Raw genomic sequence first — 19,413 nt, forward strand, 5'->3', positions numbered from 1 at the left:
ACGTGTCCGAGCACCGGACGAGTGACCACAGGACGGACGTCCACCGGCTGAGCCCGGTGGGGGAGCTGCTGCGCGACAGGCCACCGATGGTCAGGGTGCTGCCCGCCTTCGAGGCCGACGGCGCACCCGCGGAGCCCGGCCCGCTCTTCGTCGACTGGCTGGTCCACGCCCTGGAGGCGGGCGTCCCCGACCCGCACGTCATGACGCTCTCCACGGTCGACGCCGACGGCGTGCCGGACGCCCGGGTACTGGTGCTGCGCGACGTGGACGCGGCCGCGGGCGGCTGGGTGTTCGCCGCCGAGGCCGACAGCCCGAAGGGCCGCCAGCTGGCGCTCAGCCCGATGGCCGCGCTGAGCGTCTACTGGCCGCTGCTCGGGCGGCAGGTCCGGGTGCGCGGGGCGGTCGAGGCGGCACTGCCGGCCGTGTCCGCCGACGAGTTCCGGCAGCGCTCCCCGGGCGCGCGCGTCGCCGCCCTGGTGGGGCGGCAAAGCGAGCCGCTCGGCTCCCTCGCCGCGTACGACCTGGCGGCCGACGAGGCCCAGCTGCTGCTCGACGCCGATCCGGGGCTCGTCGCCACCGGGCACACCCTCTACACGCTGCACGCCCACGAGGTGGAGTTCTGGCAGGGCGACGCCGCCCGCCGGCACGTCCGGCTGCGCTACACCCGCACCGGCCTCGGCACGGGGCGGGTCGCCTGGACGAGCACGCTGCTCTGGCCCTGACGGCCGGCTCCGGCCCTGACGGACGACGTCCCGGGCACGGCCGTCAGACGGCCGTGCCCGTCAGCAGCGTCCCGGCGGGGTCGGCCGCGTCCGCCGGGACGGGCGGCCGGCCCAGGCCCTTCAGCAGGAGCACCAGCCCCGCCGTGACCACCGTGCCCGCCCCGATCGCCAGCAGGTACAGCACGGGACTGCCGATCAGCGGCAGCACCCAGATGCCGCCGTGCGGCGCCCGCAGGGTCGAGCCGAACGACATCGTCAGCCCGCCCGCCACCATGCTGCCCGCCATCGCCGACGGGATGACCCGCAGCGGATCCGCCGCCGCGAACGGGATCGCACCCTCGGTGATGAACGACGCCCCCAGCACCCACGCCGCCTTGCCGTTCTCGCGCTCCTCGCGGGTGAACAGCCGGCCCCGTACGGCCGTCGCCAGCGCCAGCCCCAGCGGCGGCGTCATCCCGGCCGCCATCACCGCCGCCATCACCGTGAGGCTGCCCGCGTCCGGTGCGGAGCCCGCCGTCGTCAGGGCGCCCGCGGCGAAGGTGTACGCCACCTTGTTGAGCGGACCGCCCAGGTCGAACGCCATCATCGCGCCCAGCAGCAGGCCCAGCAGGACCGCGTTCGTGCCGGACAGGCCGTTCAGCCAGTCGGTCAGCGCGTTCATCGCGCTCGCGATCGGCGAGCCCAGCACCACGAACATCAGGAAGCCGACCACCGCCACCGACAGCAGCGGGGTCACCACCACCGGCATGATCCCCGCGACCGGCCGCGGCACCTTCCAGCCGGCAATCCAGCGCACCAGCAGGCCCGCGATCAGACCCGACACGATGCCGCCGAGGAAGCCCGCCCCGACCGTCACCGAGATCGCGCCGCCCACCACGCCCGCCGCGAGGGCGGCCCGGTCCGCGATCGCGTACGCGATGTAGCCGGACAGCACCGGCACCAGGAACCCGAACGCCGCCGCACCCACCTGGAAGAGCAGCGCCGCCCAGCTCTGCTGCGACGTCCAGTCGAAGTGCCCGACCACCGACGGCGCCGACGAGATCCCGTACCCGCCGATCGCGAAGCCCAGGGCGATCAGCAGGCCGCCCGCCGCGACGAACGGGATCATGTGGCTGACGCCCGTCATCAGCCAGCCGCGCAGCCGCCTCGCCCAGTGCTCCGGACGGCCGGCCGGCACCGGCGCGGCAGCGGCCGCCCCCGGCCCGGCCGGGCCCGCGGCGGCGAGCGCCAGGGCCTCGGCGACCAGCCCGTCCGCCCGGTTCACCCCCGCCTTCACCCCGGCGTCCACGACGGGCTTCCCGGTGAACCGTCCGCGGTCGCGCACCTCCACGTCGTGCGCCAGGATCACCGCGTCCGCCGCCGCGATCACGGCCGGGTCGAGCGGCGTCGAACCGGCCGACCCCTGCGTCTCCACCCGGATCTCCGCCCCCGCCCGGGCCGCCGCCAGCTCCAGGGCCTGCGCGGCCATGTAGGTGTGCGCGATGCCGGTCGGGCAGGACGTCACGGCGACCAGCCGCGGGCCCGCCCCGGGCGCGTCGGGCGCGTCGGGCGTGGCGGGCGCGTCGGCGGGGACCGGCCCCGCCTCGCCGCCGTCGACGAGGGCGGCGACCACGCTCGGGTCGGTCGCCGTGCGCAGCGCCCCGGTGAACGCCGGGTCCATCAGCCGCCGGGCGAGCGAGGCCAGGATCTGCAGATGCACGTCGTCCGCACCGTCCGGCGCGGCGATCACGAGGACGAGGTCGGCCGGGCGGCCGTCCGGCGCGTCGAAGTCCAGGCCGCGGGAGCTGCGGCCGAGGGCCAGGCTGGGCCGGGTGACGTGCACCGACCGGCAGTGCGGCACGGCGATGCCGTCACCGAGCCCGGTCGGGGCCTGCGCCTCGCGGGCGGCCACGTCCGCGAGGAAGCCGTCGAGGTCGGTCACCCGGCCCTCGGCGACCAGCCGCTGGCCCAGGGCCCGCAGCGCCTCCGCCTTGTCGGCGGGGGCGAGGTGGAGATCCACGAGCGCGGGGGTGATCAGACTGCCGTTGTCGCTCATCGTGCGGTCCTTGCCTGTGGTGCGGGGTGGTGCGTGGCGGCCCCCCTGCCCTTCTGCCCCTTCCGTTCCCTCCGTCGCCCGCCCCCGACCGCCGTGGTGTCACCGGGTGGTGTCACCGGCCCAGCGGGAGCTCCCACGGGATGTCGGCGGTCACCGTGACGGTGTCCGGCTCCAGGTCGGCCGGGATCGGCATCACACTGCCCGGCAGCCGCACGGCGGCCGCGCCGTGCGCGAGCGCCGAGGCCAGCGCCTTCGGCCCGGCACCGCCCGCACCGAGGAAGCCCGCGAGCGAGGCGTCCCCGGCGCCGACGTCGCTGCGCACCCTGTCCACCGGGGCGGTGCCGTACCAGCTGCCCTCCTCGGCGACCAGCAGCATGCCGTCCGGGCCGAGGCTGGCGAGCACCTGGCGCGCACCGAGGCGGCGCAGCTCCTGCGCGGCGTCGTGCGCGCCGCCGACCGTCGTGACCTGGCGCCCGGCGGCCTCGGCGAGCTCCGCCCGGTTCGGCTTGACGACGTCCGGGCCGGCCTGGAGCGAGGCCGCCAGTGCCGGGCCCGCGGTGTCGACCGCTATCCGGGCGCCGCCGGCGTGCGCCTCCGCCACCAGGTCGGCGTACCAGTCGGCGGCGAGGCCGCGCGGCAGGCTGCCGCAGCAGGCCAGCCAGTCGACGCCGGACCCGGAGGCCTGCCGGCGGACGGCCGCCAGCAGGGCGGCCGACTCGTCCTCGGTGAGCCGCGGGCCGGGTGCGTTGACCTTGGTGAGCGGGCCGTCGCGCTCGGCGATCGTCACGTTGATCCGGGTGTCGCCGCCGACCGGAACGGCCGTCACGTCGATGCCCTGCCGGCGCAGCAGGTCGCCGAGCAGCCGCCCGGGGTCGCCTCCGAGCGGCAGCACGGCCGCTGCGCGGAGCCCGGCCGCGGTCAGGGCCCGGGCCACGTTGACCCCCTTGCCGCCCGGGTCGAGCCGGTCGGCGGCCGCCCGGTTGACCTCGCCGACGACGAGCCCGGGCAGTTCGTAGGTGCGGTCGAGGCTGGGGTTGGGGGTGACGGTGACGATCATGCGCGGATCACTTCCGGTCCGAGGGCCTGGATCTCTGCGGCCTGCCCGTCGGTCAGGCCGGTGTCGGTCACCAGGACGTCGACCTCCGGCAGGCCGCCGAACCGGGCGAAGTGCCGGGCCCCGTACTTGGACGAGTCGGCGAGCAGCAGCACCCGCCGCGCACCGGTCAGCATGGCCCGCTTCACCGCGGCCTCGGCGAGGTCCGGGGTGGAGAGCCCGCCCTCCGGGGAGAAGCCGTTGGTGGCGATCACGGCGAGGTCCGCGTGGACGTCGGCGAGGTCGCGCAGGGCCCAGCCGTCCACGGCGGCGTGCGTGCGGTGCCGCAGGCGGCCGCCGACCAGGTGCAGGGTCAGCGACGGGTGGTCGGCCAGCCGGGCGGCGACGGGCAGGGCGTTGGTGACGACGGTCAGGGTGCTGTCCGCGGGCAGCAGGGCGGCGAGCCGGGAGACGGTGGTGCCGGCGTCCAGCAGCAGGCTGCCCTGCGCGGGCAGCAGGGCGAGCGCGGCGCGGGCGATCCGTTCCTTCTCCCCGGCGGCGGTGGAGTCGCGTTCGGCGAGACCGGGCTCCAGGTGCAGGGCCCCGGCGGGCAGCGCACCGCCGTGCACCCGTCGCAGCAGCCCGGCCCGGTCGAGGGCGGCCAGGTCGCGGCGGACGGTCTCCTGCGTGACCTGGAACTCCTCGGCGAGCGAGGGTACGTCCACCCGCCCGCGGGTCCGGGCGAGCTGCAGGATCTGCTGCTGGCGCTCGGGAGCGTACATGTGGGATCGGGTCCGTTTCCTGTCCGTTCATGCCTGGTTCCGTCGACGATACGCCGTCGACCCGGAAAGGCAAGGGTCCGTTTTGGTGTGATTCATGCCCGAATGTGTTGACCAGGTGGACAAATCGGACGTATAACCAAGGGAACCCACATTCGCGCCGCCCGGCGGAGGAACCCATGTCCGAGCTCCAGGTCACCGTCGGCGTCCCGAACGGCCTCTGCGCCAGGCCCGCCTCGCAGTTCGTCCGCGCCGCCGGCCGTCACACGGTGCCGGTCGGCGTCGGCCGCCCCGACCGGGCCGCGGTCGACGCCCGCAGCCTCCTCGCCGTGCTCACCCTCGGGGCCGGCCACGGCGACACCCTCGTCCTCACCGCCGACGGCGAGGGCCTCGCCGCCCGCGAGGCCCTGGACGAGCTCGGCGCACTCCTCGCCGACGGCCGCGACGCCGCCCGCTGACAGGGCCGGCCCGCCGCCGGGCCCGCGGGCTCAGCCCGTGGCGCCGATCCGGGCCGCGAGTGCGGGCGGCAGCGGGTAGGGCGCCTCCACGGGGACGAGCGCGTCCGCGAGGTCTGGGCGGCCGCTGCGCACCAGGTCGCGGGCGTCGTGCGCGAGCGCGGTGACGTCCGTGATCCCGAGGATCCACCGGTCGGCGTAGTCGGCCACCGCACCCCTGGAGAGCCCGAGCTGGAGGGCGCGGTGGGGCAGGGCGCCGAGCCGGGTGGAGCGTTCCGGATCCCACTGCACCCGGACGGGACCGGCTGCGAGCGCGGCACGCCACTCCGCGGCGGAGGCGTGCAGATCCCGGTCCCAGTGGCTCGGGCAGGACTGCGCGAGCGCCTGCTCGAAGCCCGCACGGCTGATCCGCACCGCGAGGACGCGTTCCTGGCCCGGCTCGGAGGCCCAGCCGGAGCGGTACATCATCCAGCGGAACGACGGCTTGATCCACGTCATCCGGTGCCGGTCGAACGGTGCCACGAAGGTGCCCGCGGCCAGGGCCGCGTCGGCGATCGCGGGCGGGTAGGCCTGGAAGACGACGAGGCTCCGCCCGTCGTGCGAGGCCCGCACCTGCCGGAGGCCGGGTCCGCTCATCGGGGGCTCCTGCGGGACGTACGGGCGGTGGGCGGCAGCGCGCCGACGGCGGCGGCCGGGTGTCCCGGGCCGGCGGCGCACCACCAGAGCGCCGCACCGTCGCGCTGCACGGCGTGCAGGCCCAGACGGTGGTCGGGGCAGAGCGGCCAGACGGTGCGGTCCCGCTCCGTCACGCTCTCCTGCACGTGCGCGGCGACGGCGGCGACGGCCCCGGACAGCCGGTCCCCGGTCTCCGCCGGGAGGTCGCCGCCGTGCAGCCAGCCGTCCGCGAGGACGACCCCGGCGGACTCCGGGTACCAGCCGTCCTGCACGACCAGGCGCGGCTCGTCGGTGAACCCGCCCGCGCGCAGGTCGCGGGCGACGACGGCCAGGGCGCTGCGGAGCGTCGCGAGGCGTTCCGGGGCGAGCGCGAAACCGGGGGAGAACGCGGCCTCGTCCAGCAGCCGCCGGGCGAGTGCGGGGAGTTCCGCGGCCGGGACGTCACCGGGGCGCCGCCCGACGGCCTCGGTGACCGCCGGGCCGCCGTGGCCGAGGTCGAGGAGTTCGCAGGCCAGGGCGGCCACGTCGGCGGGGTCGGGCCGGCCGGCGCGCAGCGCGAGGTGCAGGCGGGCGCAGAGCCGGTCGACGGGGTGGTCCATGATCCGCATCATGCCGGTGCGGCGGGCCGGGACGCACCGGGTTTTCCCGCCCGGCGGCGTCCGGCGTCCGGCGTCCGACGGGCGCGGTCAGCGGGCGGCGGTCCAGTGGGCCGGGCGGTCGAGGGCGGCGGGGATCCTCGTCGCGGCGTCGCCGCGCGCCGCGTTCAGCTGGGCCTGGGTGAGGAAGACCGCGCCGGTGAGGTCGGCGCCCCGCAGGTCCGCGTCGCGCAGATCGGCCCCGATCAGGTCGGCGCTCCGCAGGTCGGCGCGGCCGAGGTCGGCGGCGATCAGCAGGGCACCCCGCAGGTTCGCCCCGCGGAGGTCGGCGCCCCGCAGCCGGGCCCCGACCAGGTCGGCCCCGCGGTGGTTGCGGCTCCGGCCCGGGACACCCGCGCGGACGAGCTCGCCCACCCGCACCAGCAGGGTGTTGACCTCCTGGCGGACGGCCGCGGTGTCCAGCGCGGCCAGCTCCTCGGCGGTGCCGAGGGAGAGGCGCTCCGTCCGCCCGTACGCGCGGCGCAGCTCGTCGTGGACCGGCCGGGCGGCGGGCAGCGACAAGCCCTCGGCGAGGTACCGGAGCAGTTCCTGCAACTGCCGGACGACCGGGAAGACGGCGAACATCTGCCGGGCCCCGTCGGGGTGCCGGCGCCAGTCGCGGCCGCCGAAGGTGATCTGCGAGACCTTCTGGCCGGCGCCGAAGCACTCGAAGACGGTGCAGCCGCGGTAGCCCTCGTCGCGCAGCCGGGTGTGGATGCCGCACCGGAAGTCGTCCTGCAGGTTGGTGCAGGGCCGGCCGGCGCCCTTGTCCGCCGCGAAGTCGGAGGAGGCGGCGAACGGCAGGGCGACGCAGCAGAGCCCGAAGCAGCGCGTGCAGTCGGAGCGCAGCCCGGGGCCGTCCGGTGCGGGCACCGGGGCGGGCGCGGTGACGGGTGCGGTGACAGGTGCGGGGGCGTCGGGCCGGCTGGTCACCGTGCGTCGTCTCCTCGGGCGGGTCGGGGTCCGGGCGGCAGGGGCGCCGGGCGGAGCACCGCCATTCTCCCCGATCGGGCGGGCACCGGTCCGCCGGGACCGCCCGGCCCCGGGCGGGTCACTCCCCGTCGAGGAGGACCTGCACCTGTTTGAGCTTGCCGGTGGTGCTGACGACGGCCGTGACGGGCTGGCCGCCGGACGCCCCGGCCTTGCGCGCGGCCTGGACGAACCTCTCCAGCTCGTCGAAGGTCAGGTTCTTCGCGGCGCCGCTGAACTTCATGAGACCTGTCATACCGTCATTGTGCGAAGGCGCGGGCCCGCGTCCCGGGATTCCGGGCGGTGTCCACCGGACGGCTCAGCGCTCCCCGTCGTACAGGGCGGCCAGGTGCGGCAGGCGCCGGGCGGTCTCCCCGGCGTCGTCGAAGTCCCACGTGAAAACGATCTCCGGGTAGGCGATGGTGTAGCAGTCGCCGGACATCTGCTCGCCGGTGGCGGCGAGGTGCGCGTCCCAGGCGATGCCGAGGGCGTCCTCGCAGTCGAGCTCCTCGCCGTTCCCGGCGGCCGCGCGCACGGCCGGCAGGCCGGCCAGCGAGTCCGGCGCGGCGACGGCGCGTTCGAAGGCGGCGCGCCCCTGCGTGACGAGCCAGCCGCGGAAGTAGTCGAAGCCGTCGTCGGAGCAGCCGCCGTTGATCAGGTAGGCGGCGCCCCAGAGGTCGCCGCGGTAGGAGTGGGCCATCAGGTCCCACAGGATCTGCTGGGCGGCGATGACGTCCTGGCGCGGCCGTCCCGCCAGGAGCGCGGTGGCGTGCCGGACGACGGCCCCGGCGTCGTCGGGGGCCGGCCGGCGGGCTTCCTCGATCAGGTCCCAGAACTGCTGCGTGTCCATGGGCCGGAGCATGCCGCACGGCACCGACAGCGGCTCTCGGCCCGCGGCCTCAGCCGTCGGCGAGGGCGTCGCGGATCCGGGCCGCCGTCGCAGCGGCGTGCGCCTCGTCCTCGTAGCGGGTGCGCGGCCAGAAGAAGCCCCGCAGGCCGTCCCCGGGGTTGCGCGGCACCACGTGCACGTGGAGGTGCGGGACGGACTGGCTGATGCGGTTGTTGGCGGCGACGAAGCTGCCCGCCGCCTCCGTGCCGCGCTCGACGGCCGCGGCGAGCCGCTGCACGCGGGCGAAGTACGGGCCGACCTCCTCCGGCCGCAGGTCGGTGAGGGTCGGCACATGGCGTCGCGGCACCACCAGCACGTGCCCGGGGAAGAGCGGCCGGTGGTCGAGGAACGCGACCGCCACCCCGTCCCCGAACACCCGGTGGGCATCCGTGCCGCCCGCCGCGACCGCGCAGAAGAGACAGCTCACCCGGCCGATCTAAGTGCATCCGGCGCGGCCGCGGCGGCAGGGTGGTCGGCGTGTCGCATCCGGTCGTACGCCGGGTCGACGGTGCCGAAGAGGCGGTCCCAGACGGTGGTGTAGAAGCCCAGGTTGACGGACGGGTCGAGGTGGTGGCCGACGTGGAACATCGGCAGCGCCACCCAGCGGAACACGCCCAGCCGCCGGACCCGGGCCGGCAGCGGCTCCACCCCGAGGTGGCCGAGCAGGCCGAAGACGAGGTTGACGAGCACGTAGCCGCCGAGCGCGGCGGCCGACACCTCCCGCACCAGCAGCACGGCCAGCCACGCGCCGCCGAAACCCAGCACCTCCAGCGGGTGCAGCACGAACAGCGTCGCCGGGCGCGGTTCGACCTGGCGGTGGTGCGTCGCGTGGGCGAGCCGGTAGAGCCGGCGCCGGTGGGCGATCCGGTGGCCGGCGTACATCAGGGCGTCCATCACGACGGTGAGGAGCAGCAGATCGAGGACGGCGCGGAGCCCGAGCGCGCCCGAGAGGTGGATCCACCCGGCCTTCCACAGGGCCCACCCGGCCACCCCGACACCGCTGTTGAGCAGCACCGCGACGGCCACGAGCACCGCCTCCCCCGCCGTCACCGGCCCCGGCGGCGGCGCCACCCGGCGGTCGCCGAACCGCCGCACCAGCAGCCCGCCCCCGAGCACCGCGGCCACCAGCAGCCCCACGTTGAACAGCACTGCCCCGCCCACGACTTCGCCGGCGCCCAGGCGCCCGGCCCACCCCAGTAGGTCGTCCATCGGCCAAGCGTCCCACGGAGCCTGTGAGCCGGGGTCACAGGATGATCGCCTGCCTGGTCGGCCGCCCGGCCGGGCCGGAGGATGGCCGGGCCGGACGGCCCTGGCCGCCCCCTGCCCGGAGCCGCTCCTGCGGGCCGTCCGCCGCGTGTGCGCCGTGCACGGCCGACCGCCGAGGGCTCGTGCGGGAGGGCTCCGGGCCCGAGACGGAAGGGTGTGACGGGTGTGAGCAGCATCAGCGGGTCGAGCAGTGTGGCCGAGGGGGGACCGGAGCCCGCGGTGTCCCCGCCCGCCCCCGGGGAGGCCCCGCCGAGGTTCGAACGGTTCAGGTACGCAGGGGTGTTCGCCCTGCTCTTCCTGTTCGGCACGGAGACGTTCCTGGTGTCGCCGCTGCTGCCGACGATCGCGGACTCGATCCGGGTGAGCGAGGCCGCGGCGGCGTCCAGCGTGACGGCGTACGTGCTGGTGTACGCCGTCTTCGCCCCGTTCCTCGGCCTGCTGAGCGACCGCTTCGGCCGCCGCCGGACGCTCCTCGCCGGCACCCTCCTCTTCGTGGTGTCGAACGCGGCGGCCGCCCTCTCCACCGGGCTGACCCTGCTCGTGGTCTCGCGGGCGGTCGCCGGCCTGGCGGCCGCGGCGGCCGGCCCGGCGATCTGGGCGCACATCGCGGAGACCGCGCCGGACGCCGTCCGCGGACGGGCGCTCGGCCTGGGCATGGCGCTGTTCTCCTGCGGCCAGGTGATCGGCGTGCCGCTCGGCGGGCTGCTCGCCGGGCTCGCCGGCTGGCGGTCGGCGTTCTGGGCGCTGGCGGTCGGCACCGCGCTGGCCGTGCCGCTGCTGCTGCGGCAGATCGGTACGACGGCGGTGGCCGCCCCCGCGGTCGGGGCGGCCCGGGCGGTGCTCGCCGGCTGGGCGGACCCCGCACTGCGCCGGGCCCTGCTCGTCAACACCGCCTTCCACGCGGCCAACCTCGGCGCCTACACCTTCCTCGGCGCGGTGCTGGTGCAGCGCTTCGACCTCTCGGTGGAGGCGCTCGGCCTGGTCGGGGTGCTGGTCGGCGCGGGCAGCGTGGCCGGCTCGCTGCTGGGCGGCCGACTCGGCGACCGGGCCCGCGCCGCCGGGCGCTCCGACCTCGCGCTGCTGCCGCTGTGGGGCGTGCTGCTCGCCGTGGGCATCGCCCTCGCGGCGACCGGCCCCGGCCTGGTGCTCACGCTCGTGGGCGTGGTCGTCTGGTTCGTCGCCTCCGGCGGGTTCGTGACGGACCAGCAGACGCTGGCCGGCACGGTCGCCCCCGAACTGCGGGCGACCTCCAGCGCCTGGCTGACCTCGACGATGTACGCGGGCACGGGAGTCGGTGCGTGGGCGGTGGGCGCGTTCGCGGACGTCGCGCACGGCACGCTGCTGACCGGTGTCGCCCTGGCGCTGGTCGCCGCGGCCGCCGGACCCCTCGTGGCCCGGGGCGTGCGGAAGCCCGCGGCCCGCTGAGGCCGCGCCGGGACCGCGGGGCGGCCGTCAGCCGGCCCGGCGGTCCCGGCCCGGGGCCTCGGCGACGGTGCGCAGCGGGTGCTCGACCAGGTCGGTCATCCGCTCGCGCCCGGTGGCGTCCGCGGGTGTGAACAGCAGGACGAGCGCGGACGGGTCGTCGACCGGGTGGAACGACGACAGCGTCAGCCGTACCGGCCCGATGCCCGCGGGCTCGACGGTCACCGTACGGGCCGTCAGCTCCGCCACCGAGTGGCATCCCCACCAGTGGCGGAGCTCCGGCGCGTCCGCGTCCAGGTGGCGGTAGACCTCGCCGGTGCGGGGGTGGGCGAGGGCCGGGCCGGCCTGCGCGCGGAAGTGCTGGAAGACGTTCATCGCGAGCGGCTCCCAGTCGTGCAGCACGCTGCGCAGCCGCCCGTCCGCGGCCATCAGCCACATGAGGTTGCGCCGGTCGGCGGGCACGGCCTCGGGCCGGCCCCACAGGGCGGCCCAGGCGGCGTTCCACGCGAGCAGGTCGAAGTGCCGGTCGAGGAGTACGGCGGGGCTGGCGGGCCAGGAGTCGAGGACCGGCCGCACGGCCTCGGCGAGCCGGCCGGCGCCGTGCCCGCCGTCCGGGGCGGCGGGCTCGTGGTAGCCGGCCAGCCGCATCGCGTGGCGCAGCCCGGCCGCGTCGAGCCGCAGCGCCCGGGCGACCGCCTCCAGCACCTGCCGGGAGGCGGTGACCCGGCCCTGCTCCAGCCAGGTGTACCAGGCCAGTCCGACCCCCGAGAGCGAGGCGACCTCCTCGCGCCGCAGGCCGGGGGTGCGGCGCCGGGACGTGGCGGTGAGGCCGACGTCGGCCGGCTGGAGCAGCTCGCGGTGGGCGCGGAGGAAAGCGCCGAGTTCCTGACTGGCTGCGGGAGTTGACACGGTGCGGCTCCTCGGCCGGGGGGCGTTGCGGCGCCGTCGCGGCGGCGCACGTTTCCAGGGTAGGCGGTGCCCGCCGCGTCCATGGTGCTTCGGACGCGGCGGGCGGGTCGGATCGGATCGGGTCAGGTCGGTCAGGTCGGTCGGATCGGGTCAGGGCCGGGTGGTGCAGGGCAGTTCGTGCGAGCGGGTCGTGCGTGCGGTACGGGTCGGTGCGGTGCGGCGCGGGTCAGTGCGCCGTCAACTGCCAGAGGTGGACGGGCATGTGGCTGACCCAGCCGCGCTCCTGCTGCCGGCGCCAAGCCGTCTCGCCGATCGCCCGGAAGAAGTCGGTCCGGCGGTCCGGCGGGACGAGTCCGGCGTAGTAGTCGCCGAAGGTCGCGGCGTGGAAGTGCGCGTACTGCTCGGCGCCGTCCACGGTGACCACGGCGTCGCGCTCCAGCCGGTCGGCGACGGCGAGATGGGGACGCAGGGTCTCCGCGAGGTCGTCGGGCGTGCGGGTGCGGGTCGCGATCGGCAGCACGTCGCCCCGCCGGAACACCCCCGGCACGAAGGAGCGTTCGATCCCGACGGCGGTCAGCGCCTCGCGCACCAGCTCGTCCTCGCCGCCGAACCCGTCGGAGTCCCGGGCCGGGTGGTAGGTGGTGAGCAGGAACTGCCCGCCCGGGGCGAGGTGCTGCGCCACCCAGGCGAACAGCCGCTCCTCGTGGGGGTAGAGCCAGTGCAGCACGGAGGTCGAGGTGATGACGTCGGCGCGGTGCGGCAGGGGTTCGGGCGCGGTCAGGTCGGCCTGGTGCAGGGACACCCGGTCGCCGTACGGGCGGAGGCGTTCGGCGGCCTCGGCTATCCGGTGCTCGGAGCGCTCCAGGCCGACGGCGTGCTCCAGCGAGGGGAAGCGCTCCAGCGCGGCCTGCAGCAACTGGCCGATGCCCGAGCCGAGGTCGACGAGGGTGCGCGGATCCCCGGTGAGCCGGTCGAGGACCCAGTCGCGGTCCTGCACCTGGCGGAGCCTGCTGGCATCGGCGTACCCGGCGAGCGTACGGGCCTGGATCTCGACGGCGGACGCGGTCACGGCTGGACCTCCTGGGGGTCGATGAGCTGCTGCAGCCGCGTGCGGGCGGCGCTCTGGTCGTAGCGGTGGTAGAGGTTGATGCGGTTGCGGGCGAGGTCGCCGCGGTGCACGTACTCGTAGAGGTCCTGGCGCTGCCCGAAGGAGTCGCCGGTGAGCTCCCACGCGAGCCGGAACAGGCGGGACTTGCGTTCCGCCTCGATGCCGCGGCCGCGCATGTAGCGGTCGATGTGCGGGCGGAGCCGCGGGTTGGCGAGGTCGCCCTCGGTGGGCTGCATCAGCAGGCCGGACGCGCCGATCCGCCGGACGATGTCGACGGCGCTGCCCGCCACCTCGGCCGACCAGACCCGCGAGGCGGCCGTGTCGCCGGGCGCGAACAGCCCGCCGTCGGTGACCCTGCCGCGGGCCTCGGCGGCGTCGAGGAAGTACTCGGTGAGCTCGGCGTACCCGGCGAGCCGGCCGAGGTCCTCCTGGATGTTGCGGAAGCCGCTCACCCCGATCGACTCGGCGACGAGGGTGGCGGTGGCGAGCAGCGTACGCAGCCGCTCGCGGTACCGGATGTGGCCGACGTACGCGCTCCAGGCGTTGATCCGGCCCAGGCCCTCGCGGGCCAGGTCGGCGTCGCGCAGCAGGAAGACGCGGTCCCACGGCACCAGCACGTCGTCGAAGAACAGCATGGCGTCCTGCTCGTCGTACTTCGCGCCGAGCGGGTGGGCGTGGCCCCAGGGGGCGCTGCCGAGCGGTTCGCGGGCGAGGGTGACCAGGCCCGGGGTGTCCAGGGGCAGCGCGAACCACACCACGAACTGCTCGCCGCGGCGCTGCGCGAACGACGCCGACAGGTAGACCAGCACCTCGTGCGCGAGCGGCGCCAGGGTGGTCAGCTGCTTGGCGCCGCGCACCACGATGCCGCGCTCGTTCTCCTCCAGCACCCGCAGGGCGAGGTCGGGCTCCTCGACCGGGTCGGCGGAGCGGTCGATCTGCGGGTCGCCGAGGGCGTGCGAGAGCACCAGGTCGTTGGTGGCGCAGTGGCGGTACCACGCTTCGGCGTTGGCGCCGAACCGCGGGTCCGCCGAGGCCAGCCGGTGCCGGAAGTCGTACACGCCGACGGCGATCGAGGCCATGAACGAGGGGGAGCGGCCCTGCTGGCCGAGCGCCTCGGCGTGCCACAGCTCGGCGCTGCGCCGCTGCACCTGCAGGTCCTCCAGGGTGCGCGGCGGCTGGTAGGCGCGGGCGAGCCGCAGCCCGGTCTCCGGGTCCTTCCAGGTGAGCAGGTCCCGGTGGTCCGGGTCGTGCTGCAGGTCGATCAGCCGGGCGAGTTCGTCGGCGGCGGGCTTGAAGGCCGGGTGCTCGGCGGGGTTGCCGACGCGCTTGCCGTCGAGGTAGAGCTCGCGGCCGTCGTCGAGTTCGGCCCGGTAGCGGTCGCCGGTGAGCAGGCCCCGCGCGATGGCGGGGGTGTCCAGCAGGGTCATGCGCCAACTCCATGGTCTCGGGGGGCCAGTGCGCGGTAGTGGCCGTCGTGGTAGAGCAGCGGTTCGCCGGGGCGGGTGTCGGCGGCGGTGACCCGGCCGACCACGATCGCGTGGTCGCCGCCGGACAGCACGCCGTGCAAACGGCAGTCGAACCAGGCGAGCGCCTCGTCGAGGACGGGGGCGCCGGTGGCGAGGGCTCCCATCGGCACCGCGGTGAACGTGCCCAGGGCCCGGCCGGCGCCCGGCGTCGCGAACCGGCGGGCGACGCCCGCCTGGCGGGACGTCAGCACGGAGACGGCGAACCGGCCGCTGTCGCGGACCGCCGCCACCAGCGGGCTGTGCCGCACCACGGCCACGCTCACGAGCAGCGGGTCGAGGGAGAGCGTGCAGAAGGAGGAGACGGTCTTCGCGAACACCTCGTCCTGCGCGCGGGTGGTGACCACGGCGACCCCGGTGCTCCACCGGCGTGCCGCGGCCCGGAAGGCCGCCTCCAGGACGCCGGCCGCGGTCGCGGTGCCGGCGGGTGCGGCGCTCACCGCAGCCCCACCTTGTAGGCGCGCAGCCACTCGTCGACCTGCACGAGGTGGTCGAGCCCGCCCACCGGGTTCGGTGCGGTGCGGGGGCTCGGCAGCGGACGGCCCTCGGCCAGGTGCTGCCGTACGACGGCGCGGTCGACCAGGTCGAACACCGGCGCGTGCGGGTCGGCGAGCAGGTCGTGGGCCCGTGCGGTGAGCACCTCGGTGTAGCGCAGGGCCGGGGTCGACGGGTACCCGCTCTTGGGGCGGTCGGCGACCTGCGGCGGCAGGAGGTCGCGGACGGCGTCGCGCAGCAGGCCCTTGCTGCGGCCGCCGGGCGCCTTGAACTCCCAGGGGACGTTCCACAGGTACTCCACCAGCCGGTGGTCGCAGAACGGCACCCGCACCTCCAGCCCCACCGACATCGACACCCGGTCGACCCGGTCGAGCAGCGGCGGCAGCCAGCGGGTCAGCGCCAGGTGGAACACCTCGCGCACCCGGGCGGCGCTGCCGGTCTCGCCGTCGAGCCGGGGCACGGCGGCGAGCTCGCTGCGGTACGCGTCCGCGGTGTACTCCTCCGGCCGCACGCGGGCCCGCACGTCCGGACGCAGCAGCGCCGCGGGGGTGGTGCGGCCGTGCAGCCACGGGAAGGTGCCGGAGGCGAGGGCGGCGGCGTCGTGGAAGTACGGGTAGCCGCCGAAGATCTCGTCCGCGGCCTCGCCGGAGAGCGCCACCGTCGAGCGCCGCCGCACCTCCCGGAACAGCAGGTGCAGGGAGGCGTCCATCTCGCCCCAGCCGGGCCTGTCGCGGGCGCGGAGCACGGCGTCGCGGGCGTCGAGCAGGTCGTCGTCGGGGACGAGGACCGAGGTGTGCAGGGTGCCGATGTGCTCGGCGGCGGCCTGCACGTAGGGCGCGTCGAGGCTGGTGCGCCAGGCGTCCGGGGTGCGGTCGGCACTGCCGGGGAAGTCCACCGAGAAGCTGGTGATCTTGCCGTGGCCGGCCCGTTCGCGGGCGGCGGCGGCCAGCGCGGTGACCGCGCTGGAGTCGACGCCGCCGGAGAGCAGGGTGCACAGCGGCACGTCGCTGACCAGCTGGCGTGCGACGGCGTCGGCGAGCAGCTCGCGGACCCGCTCCCGGGTGGCCTCCTCGCCGTCCTCGTGCGGCCGCGACTCCAGGGCCCAGTAGCGGACCTCGCGGGTGGCGTGCCGGGTGACGGACACCAGGTGGCCGGGCCGGACCTCGTGCAGGCCGCGGAAGAGGCCGTGGCCGGCGGACGGCGCGGCGGGCAGCGCGAAGAGCTCGGCGATGCCCTCCGCGTCGAGCTCCGCCGGGAGCAGCGGGTTGGCGAGCACGGCCTTCGGCTCGGAGCCGAACAGCACCCCGCTGCGGTGGGCGTGCCAGTACAGCGGCTTGATGCCCAGGTGGTCGCGGACGAGCAGCAGCTCCTCGGCGCGGGTGTCCCAGAGGGCGTACGCGAAGATGCCGTTGAAGCGCCGCGGCGCGTCCCGGCCCCACTGGAGGTGGGCGCGGAGCACCACCTCGGTGTCGGAGCGGGTGCGGAACACGTGCCCGAGCGACTCGAGTTCGCGCCGCAGCTCGGTGTGGTTGTAGAGCTCGCCGTTGTAGCTGAGGACGGCGCCGGGACGGTCGGCGTCGGCCTGCGGCTGGATGCCGCCGTCGAGGTCGATGACGGACAGCCGGCGGTGGCCGAGCGCGGCGTGCCGGGAGAGCCAGACGCCGTCGGCGTCCGGGCCGCGGCAGGCCAGCGTGGCGGTCATCTCACGGAGCAGGCGCTCCTGGTGGCGCAGGTCGGTGTCCCAGTCGAGCCAGCCGGTGACTCCGCACATCAGGGCTCCCGGTGGTGGTCGGTGGTGGCGGTGGCAGGTGCGGTCGGTGCGGTGGCCTCCCACCGGCAGCCGTGGCCGGTCGGGCCGCTGCGCAGCCGGTGCGCGGGCCGGTGGCCCTTGGCGCGGATGTTGGCGGAGAGCGCCTCGGTGCAGTACGTGCACGGGGAGGCGAGGGTGATCCGGACGCCGCTGCGGCGGGCCTGCTCGCGGTAGTCCCAGATCGCGCAGTGCGTGATGGTGAGCGCGGCGTGCTCCGCGGACGGCGGCGCATCGTCGTCGAACTCGTAGTCGGAGCCGTAGAGTTCGGCCTGGCGGGCGATCCGGCGGATCGGGTCGGCGGCGCCGCCGCCGTGGTCGGGTTCGACGTCGCGGTGCACCTCGGCGTTGGACGCCGCCCAGGCGGGCAGCACCTCCTCGCCGTAACGGGCGACGAGGAAGCGCTCCATCAGCGCCTGGCCGCGGAAGAACACCCGCTGCCAGGCGGCCGACGGCGCGGTCGGCTCGGGCAGGTCGGCGAAGATCTCCGACTGCAGGGCGAACCAGTCGGTCAGGTGGAGCTCGTCGCCACGGGTGACGAGGTAGCGGGTGAGGCCGGCCTCGGCCTCGTGGAGGCGGCGGCGCCACAGCGCGGAGCGCTCGGCGTCCGGCATCGTGCGGTACGGCGAACGGGGCTGTTCCCGGACGCCGTCGCGGTGTGCGACGGCGGCGAGGACGGCCGTCCCCGCGGGTGCGGGTGCGGGGCCGGCCTGGTCGCCGGGGTGTGCGACGTGGTGTGCGACGGGGCCGTCGGACGCATCGCCCATCGGGTTCTCCCTTCGGCTGCGCGGGCCCGGGTACGGGGCGCGGTGGTGGCTCGTCTCGGTCAGGCGGTGGTGACTTCGGCCGGCCCGGTGCAGGGCCGCTCCGACGTTCGCCCACGCTACGGAGCGGGGGCATGCCCCCAGAAGCTCCGAACGGAGCCGCCCGGGGCGACGATCGGCGCCCCCGTCTACGCCGAAGGTCGCCCCTGCCCGCCGGCCCGCGGCCGTCCGGACACGCCGGAGGGCGGGCCCCGGGTCGGTCGGGGCCCGCCCTCCGGACGGGCGGCGTCGTGCCGGTCAGCCCGCCAGACCGTGCCGGTTCGCGTAGAGGGCGGCGCGCAGCCGGTCCGACTGCCCGGTCTTGCGCATCGCCTGGGTGAGGTGCTTCTTCACCGTGGCCTCCGCCAGGGAGAGTGCGCGCCCGATCTCGGCGTTGCTCAGCCCGAGCGCGAGCTTCGCCAGCACGTCGCGCTCCCGCGCGGTGAGGCCGACCTGCTGCGGCGGCGGCTCGGCCGCGTGCCCCGGGTGGGCCGCCGTGTGGGAGCGGGCCGGGGGCGGTGCCGGCAGGAACACCGACGCACCGGCCGCGGCGAGCTGGACGGCGCCGATGATCCGCTCCTCGGCGAGGTCGAGCGGGAAGCAGCCGCTGGCGCCGGCCAGCAGGATGCGGCTCGCCTCGGCCGTCGACTCGGCACGGCGCAGCAGCAGCACCCGGGCGTCGGGTGCGGCGTCGGGCCCGCGCAGGGCGACCACGGCGGCGAGGTCGTCGCCGAGGCTGTCGCCGCGTCCGAGCAGCACCACGTGCGGCCGCACCCGCCGTACGGCGGGCAGGGCGCGCAGCGGGTCGGTGGCGGAGCCCACCACGGCGAGCCCCGGCACGGTGGCCAGGACGGAGCGCAGACCGGCGCTCGCCACCGGGTGCCGCTCCACCAGGAACACCCGCACGGTGGTGCGGTGGCTCTCACCCGCGCACATCGGGTGGCCGCACGCGCAGTCGGAGGTCACGGCGAGGGACGGCCCGGCCGGTGCGGGCTCGGCGAGCAGGTGGTGGCCGGCGAGGAGGTCGAGCGGGTTGTCGATCTCGGCGTGCAGCGCCTCCACCGGGGCGGCGGAGCCCGGGACGGCGCCGAGGGGGTTGCGCGGGCTGCGCCGGAGCGGGTGCCGGCAGGTGCGCGGGCCCGCGGATGCGGCGGTCTGGGTCAGTGCTCCCATCGCGGACCCCCCGGTACGGAGGGCGTGTCGGTGTGGTGCGGCATCGCGGTGCGGTCCCCTCGGAGATGGCGGGCCGGGCCGGTCGGACGGCGCGGCGGCAGAGGCCCTGCGGCGTTCGGCCCCGCTGGAGGGGGCACGGACGGGCGGGCGGAGTACCGGAGTTGAGGAGGGCGCTGACCCGGCGGTGGAGAGGGCCGGACGGTCAGCGCACGGCGCGCGGTCGACACAGCTCGTCGAAGCACCTGCGGTGCCAGGAGCCGCCGATCCCGACCAGGGTGAAGTCGGTCCGCCGATATGCCATATGAGCAGGTTAGGTCCGGCCGTCGGAGCAGGTCAAGGACAGCACCGGCCTCGCGGCACCCCGGACGCACACGCCCGGTCCCGCCGATCCCGGGACAGACCGGCCCTCCACTCCTATGACCAGGACTATCAGCATGAATACCTGACTGGCTGTCCGGCGCCGACCTGCGCACTCTTCCTCAGGTGGCGGTTTCCGTCCGCCGCGTCCGCCGCCCGGACCACCCGGCCGCCGGACCGGACCCGACCCGCCGCGCCCCGGCCGCCCGGGCAGCGGCCCCGCCCTCCGCCGCCGCGCTCCGTCACCGTCCTCCGCCGGGCGGTGCCGCCCGCACCCGCACCCGCACCCGCCACCGTCACCGCCGAGCCCGTACCCGCACCCGCACCACCCCTGGAAGGACACCCCGCACATGCCCGC

Annotated in this window: 20 protein-coding genes; 3 read left to right on the plus strand and 17 right to left on the minus strand. The window is 76.3% G+C overall.

The features are described from left to right. Positions 1–2: 2 nt before the first annotated feature. Positions 3–722, plus strand: a complete 720-nt coding sequence (locus tag SNE206_RS03040) for a pyridoxal 5'-phosphate synthase (RefSeq protein ID WP_407911747.1) — start codon at positions 3–5, stop codon at positions 720–722. 43 nt (positions 723–765) lie between these two features. On the opposite strand, the gene SNE206_RS03045 is transcribed toward SNE206_RS03040, so the two are convergent. From SNE206_RS03045 to SNE206_RS03055, 3 genes are all read right to left on the minus strand, one after another. Next, positions 766–2,757, minus strand: coding sequence for a fructose-specific PTS transporter subunit EIIC (locus SNE206_RS03045; protein WP_407911748.1), 1,992 nt, complete (start codon positions 2,755–2,757; stop codon positions 766–768). 112 nt (positions 2,758–2,869) lie between these two features. Continuing rightward, on the minus strand, positions 2,870–3,814 hold the full coding sequence (gene pfkB, locus SNE206_RS03050; RefSeq protein WP_407911749.1) for a 1-phosphofructokinase: 945 nt from the start codon (positions 3,812–3,814) through the stop codon (positions 2,870–2,872). After that, positions 3,811–4,572, minus strand: a complete 762-nt coding sequence (locus tag SNE206_RS03055; RefSeq protein ID WP_407911750.1) for a DeoR/GlpR family DNA-binding transcription regulator — start codon at positions 4,570–4,572, stop codon at positions 3,811–3,813. Before SNE206_RS03055 ends, pfkB begins: the two co-directional genes overlap by 4 nt. Before the next feature lie 176 nt (positions 4,573–4,748). Here SNE206_RS03055 and SNE206_RS03060 point away from each other — a divergent pair, with 176 nt between their 5' ends. Then, positions 4,749–5,027 carry an HPr family phosphocarrier protein gene (locus SNE206_RS03060; protein WP_407911751.1) on the plus strand — a complete coding sequence of 93 codons (279 nt, stop codon included), beginning with the start codon at positions 4,749–4,751 and terminating at the stop codon, positions 5,025–5,027. A 30-nt stretch (positions 5,028–5,057) separates the two neighbouring features. Here the strand turns inward: SNE206_RS03060 and SNE206_RS03065 are convergent, their stop codons facing one another. The 7 genes from SNE206_RS03065 to SNE206_RS03095 all read right to left on the minus strand — a co-directional run bounded on the left by SNE206_RS03065 (position 5,058) and on the right by SNE206_RS03095 (position 9,401). Next, positions 5,058–5,660, minus strand: a complete 603-nt coding sequence (locus SNE206_RS03065; protein WP_407911752.1) for a DUF4291 domain-containing protein — start codon at positions 5,658–5,660, stop codon at positions 5,058–5,060. Next, positions 5,657–6,298 (minus strand): hypothetical protein, encoded by a 642-nt coding sequence (locus tag SNE206_RS03070; protein WP_407911753.1) that lies wholly within the window; start codon positions 6,296–6,298, stop codon positions 5,657–5,659. Before SNE206_RS03070 ends, SNE206_RS03065 begins: the two co-directional genes overlap by 4 nt. A gap of 87 nt (positions 6,299–6,385) precedes the next feature. Then, positions 6,386–7,207, minus strand: coding sequence for a pentapeptide repeat-containing protein (locus tag SNE206_RS03075; RefSeq protein WP_407911977.1), 822 nt, complete (start codon positions 7,205–7,207; stop codon positions 6,386–6,388). A 178-nt stretch (positions 7,208–7,385) separates the two neighbouring features. After that, positions 7,386–7,559 (minus strand): hypothetical protein, encoded by a 174-nt coding sequence (locus tag SNE206_RS03080; protein WP_405010883.1) that lies wholly within the window; start codon positions 7,557–7,559, stop codon positions 7,386–7,388. Between the two features lie 63 nt (positions 7,560–7,622). Beyond that, the gene (locus tag SNE206_RS03085; protein ID WP_407911754.1) at positions 7,623–8,153 is read right to left on the minus strand and encodes a DUF4240 domain-containing protein; all 531 of its coding nucleotides are present in this window, start codon (positions 8,151–8,153) and stop codon (positions 7,623–7,625) included. 49 nt (positions 8,154–8,202) lie between these two features. Beyond that, positions 8,203–8,619, minus strand: a complete 417-nt coding sequence (locus tag SNE206_RS03090; protein WP_407911755.1) for an HIT family protein — start codon at positions 8,617–8,619, stop codon at positions 8,203–8,205. Then, entirely contained in the window at positions 8,616–9,401 is a 786-nt protein-coding gene (locus SNE206_RS03095; RefSeq protein ID WP_407911756.1) for a sterol desaturase family protein, read from the minus strand. The genes SNE206_RS03090 and SNE206_RS03095 overlap by 4 nt, the downstream gene beginning before the upstream one ends. Before the next feature lie 222 nt (positions 9,402–9,623). On the opposite strand from SNE206_RS03095, the gene SNE206_RS03100 reads away from it, so the two are divergent. Then, entirely contained in the window at positions 9,624–10,883 is a 1,260-nt protein-coding gene (locus tag SNE206_RS03100; RefSeq protein ID WP_407911757.1) for an MFS transporter, read from the plus strand. Positions 10,884–10,910: 27 nt separating this feature from the next. Here SNE206_RS03100 and SNE206_RS03105 read toward each other — a convergent pair whose 3' ends face one another. The 7 genes from SNE206_RS03105 to SNE206_RS03135 all read right to left on the minus strand — a co-directional run bounded on the left by SNE206_RS03105 (position 10,911) and on the right by SNE206_RS03135 (position 18,698). Next, a complete protein-coding gene (locus SNE206_RS03105; RefSeq protein ID WP_405010878.1) occupies positions 10,911–11,789 on the minus strand; it encodes a helix-turn-helix domain-containing protein in 879 nt (292 codons plus the stop codon). Positions 11,790–12,015: 226 nt separating this feature from the next. After that, positions 12,016–12,858 (minus strand): class I SAM-dependent methyltransferase, encoded by an 843-nt coding sequence (locus SNE206_RS03110; RefSeq protein ID WP_407911758.1) that lies wholly within the window; start codon positions 12,856–12,858, stop codon positions 12,016–12,018. Continuing rightward, on the minus strand, positions 12,855–14,324 hold the full coding sequence (locus SNE206_RS03115; protein WP_407911759.1) for a 4-hydroxyphenylacetate 3-hydroxylase family protein: 1,470 nt from the start codon (positions 14,322–14,324) through the stop codon (positions 12,855–12,857). The genes SNE206_RS03110 and SNE206_RS03115 overlap by 4 nt, the downstream gene beginning before the upstream one ends. Next, positions 14,321–14,860, minus strand: coding sequence for a flavin reductase family protein (locus SNE206_RS03120; RefSeq protein ID WP_405010875.1), 540 nt, complete (start codon positions 14,858–14,860; stop codon positions 14,321–14,323). The genes SNE206_RS03115 and SNE206_RS03120 overlap by 4 nt, the downstream gene beginning before the upstream one ends. Next, on the minus strand, positions 14,857–16,686 hold the full coding sequence (asnB, locus tag SNE206_RS03125; RefSeq protein ID WP_407911760.1) for an asparagine synthase (glutamine-hydrolyzing): 1,830 nt from the start codon (positions 16,684–16,686) through the stop codon (positions 14,857–14,859). The genes SNE206_RS03120 and asnB overlap by 4 nt, the downstream gene beginning before the upstream one ends. After that, entirely contained in the window at positions 16,686–17,489 is an 804-nt protein-coding gene (locus SNE206_RS03130; RefSeq protein ID WP_407911761.1) for a hypothetical protein, read from the minus strand. Before SNE206_RS03130 ends, asnB begins: the two co-directional genes overlap by 1 nt. A 294-nt stretch (positions 17,490–17,783) precedes the next feature. After that, positions 17,784–18,698, minus strand: coding sequence for a LuxR C-terminal-related transcriptional regulator (locus SNE206_RS03135; protein ID WP_407911762.1), 915 nt, complete (start codon positions 18,696–18,698; stop codon positions 17,784–17,786). Positions 18,699–19,413 lie beyond the last annotated feature (715 nt).

It is taken from the genome of Kitasatospora sp. NE20-6, from assembly GCF_045862635.1.

What these genes read in the sequence shown, in the direction of transcription:
- SNE206_RS03080 (WP_405010883.1), bottom strand. Translation starts at nt 7,559, where the DNA reads ATGACAGGTCTCATGAAGTTCAGCGGCGCCGCGAAGAACCTGACCTTC.
- SNE206_RS03115 (WP_407911759.1), bottom strand. Translation starts at nt 14,324, where the DNA reads ATGACCCTGCTGGACACCCCCGCCATCGCGCGGGGCCTGCTCACCGGC.
- SNE206_RS03065 (WP_407911752.1), bottom strand. Translation starts at nt 5,660, where the DNA reads ATGAGCGGACCCGGCCTCCGGCAGGTGCGGGCCTCGCACGACGGGCGG.
- SNE206_RS03085 (WP_407911754.1), bottom strand. Translation starts at nt 8,153, where the DNA reads ATGGACACGCAGCAGTTCTGGGACCTGATCGAGGAAGCCCGCCGGCCG.
- pfkB (WP_407911749.1), bottom strand. Translation starts at nt 3,814, where the DNA reads ATGATCGTCACCGTCACCCCCAACCCCAGCCTCGACCGCACCTACGAA.
- SNE206_RS03045 (WP_407911748.1), bottom strand. Translation starts at nt 2,757, where the DNA reads ATGAGCGACAACGGCAGTCTGATCACCCCCGCGCTCGTGGATCTCCAC.
- SNE206_RS03070 (WP_407911753.1), bottom strand. Translation starts at nt 6,298, where the DNA reads ATGGACCACCCCGTCGACCGGCTCTGCGCCCGCCTGCACCTCGCGCTG.
- SNE206_RS03060 (WP_407911751.1), top strand. Translation starts at nt 4,749, where the DNA reads ATGTCCGAGCTCCAGGTCACCGTCGGCGTCCCGAACGGCCTCTGCGCC.
- SNE206_RS03055 (WP_407911750.1), bottom strand. Translation starts at nt 4,572, where the DNA reads ATGTACGCTCCCGAGCGCCAGCAGCAGATCCTGCAGCTCGCCCGGACC.
- asnB (WP_407911760.1), bottom strand. Translation starts at nt 16,686, where the DNA reads ATGTGCGGAGTCACCGGCTGGCTCGACTGGGACACCGACCTGCGCCAC.
- SNE206_RS03135 (WP_407911762.1), bottom strand. Translation starts at nt 18,698, where the DNA reads ATGGGAGCACTGACCCAGACCGCCGCATCCGCGGGCCCGCGCACCTGC.
- SNE206_RS03130 (WP_407911761.1), bottom strand. Translation starts at nt 17,489, where the DNA reads ATGGGCGATGCGTCCGACGGCCCCGTCGCACACCACGTCGCACACCCC.
- SNE206_RS03095 (WP_407911756.1), bottom strand. Translation starts at nt 9,401, where the DNA reads ATGGACGACCTACTGGGGTGGGCCGGGCGCCTGGGCGCCGGCGAAGTC.